General features: G+C 42.2%; 6 protein-coding genes and 1 tRNA gene. 3 read left to right on the top strand and 4 right to left on the bottom strand.

Annotation, left to right across the window (positions count from 1 at the left end; all coding sequences use genetic code 11):
• Positions 1-652 (top strand): response regulator transcription factor (locus tag J6I68_RS13435; RefSeq protein ID WP_292221072.1); only part of this gene is annotated, 652 nt, incomplete at its 5' end.
• Positions 649-1,953: a HAMP domain-containing sensor histidine kinase gene (locus J6I68_RS13430; RefSeq protein WP_292221070.1), complete on the top strand. Its 1,305-nt coding sequence runs from the start codon at positions 649-651 to the stop codon at positions 1,951-1,953. The genes J6I68_RS13435 and J6I68_RS13430, both read left to right, overlap by 4 nt.
• 15 nt (positions 1,954-1,968) lie before the next feature.
• Here J6I68_RS13430 and J6I68_RS13425 read toward each other — a convergent pair whose 3' ends face one another.
• Together J6I68_RS13425 and J6I68_RS13420 are read right to left on the bottom strand one after the other, a co-directional pair.
• Positions 1,969-3,471 (bottom strand): GH39 family glycosyl hydrolase, encoded by a 1,503-nt coding sequence (locus tag J6I68_RS13425; protein ID WP_292221068.1) that lies wholly within the window; start codon positions 3,469-3,471, stop codon positions 1,969-1,971.
• A 94-nt stretch (positions 3,472-3,565) separates the two neighbouring features.
• Positions 3,566-5,428: a TaqI-like C-terminal specificity domain-containing protein gene (locus tag J6I68_RS13420; protein ID WP_292221066.1), complete on the bottom strand. Its 1,863-nt coding sequence runs from the start codon at positions 5,426-5,428 to the stop codon at positions 3,566-3,568.
• A gap of 148 nt (positions 5,429-5,576) precedes the next feature.
• On the opposite strand from J6I68_RS13420, the gene J6I68_RS13415 reads away from it, so the two are divergent.
• Positions 5,577-5,650, top strand: a tRNA-Met gene (locus J6I68_RS13415).
• Positions 5,651-5,695: 45 nt separating this feature from the next.
• Here the strand turns inward: J6I68_RS13415 and J6I68_RS13410 are convergent.
• Together J6I68_RS13410 and yaaA are read right to left on the bottom strand one after the other, a co-directional pair.
• Positions 5,696-7,180 carry an SGNH/GDSL hydrolase family protein gene (locus J6I68_RS13410; RefSeq protein ID WP_292221064.1) on the bottom strand — a complete coding sequence of 495 codons (1,485 nt, stop codon included), beginning with the start codon at positions 7,178-7,180 and terminating at the stop codon, positions 5,696-5,698.
• A 6-nt stretch (positions 7,181-7,186) separates the two neighbouring features.
• Positions 7,187-7,408 (bottom strand): peroxide stress protein YaaA (yaaA, locus tag J6I68_RS13405; RefSeq protein WP_292221062.1); only part of this gene is annotated, 222 nt, incomplete at its 5' end.

The raw sequence follows: 7,408 nt of genomic DNA, 5'->3' as shown, positions 1-7,408 counted from the left end.
TTTCAGGATGTTTGACGTTTCTACGCAGTATGTAGAAAGCGCCGCATCCTGCCTTGCTTTCTTTGAAGAGGGAAACACCGCTGACCTGATCCTTCTTGATATCAATTTAGGAGATGGATCAGGTTTTGATGTCTGTAAAAAACTAAGGGAAGACATGCAGCTTCCAATACTCTTTATTAGTGCCAGGCAAAGCGACGACGATGTACTTATAGCTCTTTCCATAGGCGGCGATGACTACGTCAAAAAGCCCTATAGCCTGTCTGTTCTTCTTGCAAAGGTCAAGGTAAACTTAAAGCGCATTGCCCAGATGAAAGAAGCTGGCCAGAACGGAGTTTCTGATCCTGCGCCTTCTGATAGCGGCGAGGATAATAGCTTTTACATGGACTATCCCACCATGTCCGTTATCATAAAAGGACAAAGCATCCCATTAAAGGCCAAGGAATATGCTCTTCTTGACTGTCTCTACAAGCACCACGACACTATAGTCAAAAAGGAAGTACTCTTTGATGAAGTATGGGGAGATACTTTCTTTAGTGACAGTACTCTCAACGTACATATCAGGAAACTCAGGGAAAAGATTGAAGAAAATCCCAACGAGCCAAAACTAATAAAGACTGTCTGGGGAACGGGATATATTTTAGAGCTATCATGAAAAGTTTAAGACGGATATTCATTTCTTTTACCATATTCATGCTGATCATTCTGGTATTCTTCTGCCACTTAAGCCGCAAAACTGCTTATGGCAAAAGAGATATCGTTTATTATAATGACCTTCTTTACCAGGTAGAGCAGGATATTGAAAATGGAATGCCCGAAACCTTCGCTGAGGAAAAATACTCATGTCAGATCATACTCTCAAAAAAAATAAATGATCCGGAACTGGCTTCTCTTTACTCAAGTGGCGCTCTTATCCTTGACCTTGAAGTAAACGGCGAATATGTTGGAAAAGTTGCCTTTGATGACAAGAAGGAGCACTTTGAAAATACAAGAAGCCAGTTTATGACAGCCGCAACAATTCTTTGGGGAGCTGTCCTTTTGGCCGGATATCTTCTATTGTTCTACATGTACAAAGTCTTTTTAAAGCCCATAAAAGAGCTTAAGGATTTCGCCACTGATATCGCAAAGGGCGATCTTGATAAGCCTCTTCCCATCAGAAAGACCAACATGTTCGGAAGCTTCGTTGAAGGCTATGACATGATGCGCGAGCAGATAAAGCTCTCTATCGACAGGGAGCGAAAAGGTGAGATTGCAAGAAAAGAGCTGATCCAGGGCCTTAGCCATGACATAAAGACTCCTCTTGCTGTTATAGGTGCAACCTGCGAAGTTTTAGATCTTAAGTATTCAAGGAAAATAAAAGAAGCGGGTGAACAAGACACTGCCGAATACTCTGATACTCTTGATAAGATCAGGACCATTAACGCCAAGGCAGAGAGCGTAAGCTCCCTTATGAGCGATGTGATGCATGCAAGTCTTGAAGATATAGAAAAAATCGAAGTTACAGTCAGTGAAGAGAGCACAGTGATCCTGGAGGATCGGATAAAAAGCCTTTCTTCCTTTGGAAATATCATTATGAAAAACCATATCCATCCCTGCCTGGTTTACATGGACAGACAGAGAATGGATCAGGTTATTGAAAACATTATCAGTAATTCTGCCAAATACGCCGGAACAGACATTACAGTAACTTTTTCACAGACTAAAGACATCCTTATGGAAAATGGCAAAGCAGGAAGCTTTATCAAGATAAAGATCCGCGATGAAGGCCCAGGTGTTCCGGATAGCGACCTTCCTCTTATCTCAGAAAAATACTACCGAGGCAAGAACTCAGCAGGTAAATCCGGGTACGGCCTTGGCCTGTTCCTATGCAAGATGTATATGAACAAACAGGGCGGCGGAATGGAATACTACAACGACAATGGTTTTGTCGTCGAGCTGTTGCTTCGTAAGGTCTGACTATACTCCTAGCGATCAGTGAAAAGAAATAACCCTGTCGTAATCGTATCCCCTGTCAGGCGTAAAATTCCTTTTTGAGAGGATAAAGTAAACTACACCGTTTCTCTTAACAGCGATCTTAATATCAGCCAAACCATCTAAAGGCGCTACTATACTGCTTGATACTGCAGGATAGGAAGCGCTTTTTATAAGCTCTGTTTCCTCTTTTGTCGGATAAGCAGGCTCTCCTAAGTCATGCCAAAGCTTTAGAGGATTAGTTGTCTCCTCATCTACTGTCTTAACAATAAGTGACTGCTCCTCTCCATCCTTTATAGGAAGTGAGATTTCTTTTTGCGTATCATCACCATCTATATTCCATAGAATTCCCGCATAGCCGCAATCTCCCTTTACTATCACAGCATTGTCATCTCTGTAAACACAGTCGCTGCCAAAGAGCTTAAGCTGCTTAAAAAAGTAAAAGGTCCAGAAGGTTGGCTTAGGGATATTACCTGCTGCCACAAGGCCAAATCCCCCATGGAAAAGAGATGTGGGAACGCCCTGCTCCTCAAACACATCTCCAAAGGTCCAGTAGGAATAAGCCTCATGCATATCTCCAAGCCTCGAAAGCTGCTGCGCCAGGTAAGCAGCATTTATGTTGGTGTCGTGGATGACGCCCTTTGGAGTGTAGGAAGTACTGAACTCAGTAAGATGGATTGGAAGATCCTTAAATTCTTCAAAGGAATCCACGATGTCCCTTGTGGACTTAAGATTTTCAAAGCGCTCTTTGGGGTCCTGAAGCTTTGAATAGTCGTAGTGCCCTACTCTTTCAGGGAATTCCACCGTATAGTGGTGCCTTGTTATCATGTCAGGGCAGATTCCTTCTTTTTTGCAAAAATCAAGAAAAGCCTGTATCCACTCCGCATCCTTAACTCCGCAGATTGCCGGGCCGCCAACCTTAAAGCATGCGTCGTAGGACTTGATGGCATTGAAGGTCTCTTTAAACAGCTTAAAGTACTCCTCCATGTCAGCTTCATACCAAAATCCTGGAAGATTTGGTTCATTCCAGACTTCTATGGGCCACGAGGTCACTTCTTCACCGTATCTGTCCTTAAGGTGTTTCAAAAGAGCTATCACCATATCTGTCCATTTTTTGTAGTCCTTGGGAGGTGTTGTGTTGCCCTTCCAGTAAAATACAGTCTGGGTGCCACTTGCAAGATCATCAGGCATAAATCCAAGCTCGAGATATGGGCGGATTCCCAAGCTAATAAAACTGTCAAAGATCCTGTCTATGTAGGTGTAGTTGTACTCTACCTTTGTTATTCCGTCTTCCTCGTACTCGTGATAGATGGACACATCTCCGCAAAAAAGTCCATGACCTCTTATGTAGGAAAAACCGATCATGTCCTGAACGAACTTTAGCTCTTTTAAATATTCCTCTGTGAGGGCAAGGCCAAGGCGCCCTGTACCTACGCAGTAATCCACGTTGTTATTGAATGATACATTTGTGTTTTGATCTACTATAATCTTTTCTGTTTTCATAAAATACGCTCCAATGGATGAGATTTAATTCCTCTATTCTCGGATTATATCTCATTCAGGGGAGCGTTTCTGCCCAGATATTGCACCAAACTTCTCACTTTAAAGAAACCTTTATCATCTGGTACTCAGCGCCTGTCAAGCCGTATAGTTCAGCTATCTTTTTATCCAGGGTCTTTTCTATTTCCTTCTGCGGTTTTTTAGCTTTAATGATCTTTTCAACATAAGCTATGATCTCTTTTTGTTTCCCGTCATCAGCAATGGGGATTGGAATCTGCTCAAGGTGCGAACGAAGTACCTTGACAGAGCCAAACAGCTTGGAATAAACAAACTGCGCAGCACTGGAATTGAGGACTGCCATCACATACTTTATTGAAAGTCCCGGGATCTGCGGGATCAGGATGTTGCAACTGTTTAATGACAGCGTTCCCTTATCGTCATAGGCAAATGCCAGGTCACTGCTGATAAATTTATACAGGAGTTTTTCTTTTGCCCTGTAGATGTGCTCCGGCGCCACTTGCTGGAACTTTTCTGGGGTAAAAGAGATAAAGTTCTCCGGCACATTACAGCTGTATTTCTCAATATCAGTTCCCTTTAACACGGGCTCATTATCAGGCGTCTTGACCTGCGATATATATCTTTTGTTGTCTCCTGTCACGATTCCAAGACCAAAAAGCGCGTTACCCTTAAGTGTAGCCTTGTTATTAACATCGCCTATTTTTTGGATCAGAGCGTACTCTTTGTCTGTAATCCTAATGCTTAGAGAATCTGCAGACACCTCGCGGTCCGTGTCTATAGTAAACACATTCCTGCCGTCATTAACAACAAGACCTTTTGTTGTAAATGGTTCTTTGGTAAGCTCCGCATGCAGAATGATGGACGGACACTGAACCCCATGAAAGACTTCACCAAGGTACTCCACGTACCTTAGCCTGCAGGATGACATCATGAACTGCCTGATCTTTTTGTGGGATTTCACACTAAGTATGGACTCAGGAAGCACAAAGGACAGATGTCCATTTTCCTTAAGTTTTTTTAATGCTCTTTCAACGAAATCGTCGTAGGGCTCTTCGCTCCCCCAGGGGGGATTGCCAAGGATAATGTCGTATTTCTTTTCCTCCATATCAATGAGAAAATCCGACTGAGTAATGTGACTTATGACCATATCTCTGTCACTGATATCGTACTTAAGGGCGTAGTTGATCCTTGCAAGCTTAACACTTATATCATCGATATCATTGGCATAAACATTTTCACTTTTTACAGTCTCTGGGAGCTGCAGAATAAAGTTACCTGTACCGCAGCAGGGATCGATTATCTCTTTTGATGTAATGTCTTTTTCGGAAAAGACATTACTGATAAGGCTGTTCACAACCTCAGTTGGGGTGTAATATGCGCCTTTCTCTTTCCTGTTCTTAAGACTACGTAGAGAGATGTAGAGAAGCCCCAGGGTATCCTCTGTGGGAATGTATGTATAGTTTGATGAAAAGAGATCTGGGTGAGACTTTGATAGCTTAGCAAAGCAGTCTTTGTCTACATCCAGATAATTTATTTGGCAATAGATACCGTTTTCTTCTTGGTACTTGTCTTTTATAAGTTTACCCGCACAGTCAGAAAGAAGTGCTAAAAGTATATCTTCTGTCACTTCAACTTCATTATCTTTTATATAATTAACAATATCTGATACCGCCCTGATGTTTGGAGAAGATTTTGAGACGTAGGATTCGTATAAGCCAAAGCCGGATTTATATTTCTTGTTCCTGCGGCTCTTAAGTGATGAATTGTTGCAAGCCCCTAAATCCTTTTTTAAATTAGTTACATATGAAATGCTAAACTGTGGTACTCCAGAATCGCTAGAAGTGGGAATGATCTTACCAAGTCTCAGCCAGTTACGGCCTGTTGCATAAGATATGGACAGCTCTTTGCACAGCTGTGACAAGGTCAATTGTTTCTCTTTCATACTCAACTCCCACCAGTGATTCTTATAGATAATACTATCACATGATGTTGTCGAAATGAAAAGGATTAAAAATCGTAAATTAGTTGTTGACAATATAGGTGGTTTCGCGTTATATTATCTTAGTCGGCTCCAATGAGCAGGCACTTATGGCGAGGTAGCTCAGCTGGCTAGAGCACGCGGTTCATACCCGCGGTGTCGAGGGTTCAAGTCCCCCTCTCGCTACTAAAAAAGGAAAGCAATTGTTGCTTTCCTTTTTTGTTTATCTTCTTAATCTCCTTCAGAATTATTTCCAGACTCGCCCTCAGACTGACCAGATGATTCTTCTTTTTCAGTTTCCTCACTGCTGCCCTGTCCGCTTTTATCCTTGTCTTCCTCTTTGGATTCATCTTCCTCTGTTTCGGACTTTTCTTTCTCTTCTTCGGCCTTCTTTCTTTCCTCTTCTTCAGCCTTCCTTTTTGCTTCCTCTTCCTCAGCCTTCTTTTTAGCTTCCTCTTCCTCAGCCTTCTTTTTGGCTTCCTCTTCTTCAGCCTTCTTTTTAGCTTCCTCTTCTTCAGCCTTCTTTTTGGCTTCCTCTTCCTCAGCCTTCTTTTTAGCTTCCTCTTCGGCCTTCTTTTTAGCTTCCTCTTCAGCCTTCTTTTTTTCTTCTTCAGCCTTCTTTTTCTCTTCCTCTTCCGCTTTCTTTCTCTCTTCTTTCTCTTCTAGTAGACGCAGTTCTTCTTCTGTCAACTCACTTGATTCAGTGCTTGAATCTGAGACAGCCTGATTTTCTGGAGTTCCAATCATCATATCCATAAGATCCTGTAGCCTGTCTTCGTCGATTCCCGATTCATCACCCATGGTAACCTTGATCCTGTTTGGATCAGGCTTGATATACTTAACTACATATTCACCCTCATCAGATATTTGAGGTACAGGATGCTCTACTATATACCTGAATATGGCTTCGCATCCTTTTCCGGAATAATGAAGTCCGTCCCCGCCGTTATACTCAGACTTAACCTGCCCATCAGATCCTTTGAGAATTTCTGCGATATCAAGATAAAAAATATGTTTCTCCTTTGCAGTTTCAAGCAGAAAATCATTGTATTTGTCTATCCATGCATTCTGGACACTATTTTTATAGATTCCGTTATCATCGACTGGACCTATTGCCACAAGTACAAGATTGGAATTAGGAGCCATCTCAGCCACCTTGTCTATAAGCGTTACAAATGTATCCCGATAATGGGTCTCACTGGGATCATTGATCCCGTTTACTCCCAAAAGAATATAGATGACTGGAGCCTGGTGAGATGCCAGATAAGTTTTTAAAGTATATTCTTTTCCAGCATTATTAATGAAAGTATTGGATGCAAATGCCGGATGAGATATGCCAATCTGCGCTAAAGCGGCATCATCGTTGAAAAAGCCGTAGTTGACCATCGCAACTGTTCTTGAATCTCCGAGAAATACACACCTGTTAAGATATCCGTCCTTTGCGCCTTCCTTTTTGGCAAGTACAGTTGTATCCGGAGTCGATTCAGACTTAGTTCCTTCGGTTGCTGTCTCGACGACAGGCAGGTCCTCCTCACCCACTGCTGCGTTTTGCGTTTCTTCGCCAATAACCGTTTCCTCACTTACATCCCCATTGGATCCTTTTATGAAAGCCATTATCAGAATGATCGCAAAAGCAATGGCAAAAATGACAGATGAAATGATTATCATCTCCCTTTTACCAAGGCGCTGCATTATCTTCTCGAACCGCTTACTCATTGCATCTCATCCCCGTCTTTCAAACACAATTTCTGTATCACTAGAAAGATCATCTCTGTTTACGTAGCCAAGTCTGTCAAAGTTTCTGATCTCTTTTGGATCCGTGATCTTATTCTCAGCCATGTATCTGACCATCTCTCCTCTTGCCATCTTGGCATAGGTTCCTTTAGTCACAAGCTTTCCATTTACCATCTCTCCAAATGTAACTGTTATGTAACAGTCATCTGA

Source organism: Butyrivibrio sp. (assembly GCF_017940685.1).
Classification (GTDB): Bacteria; Bacillota; Clostridia; order Lachnospirales; family Lachnospiraceae; genus Butyrivibrio.
This window is presented reverse-complemented; position numbering and strand designations above follow the sequence as displayed.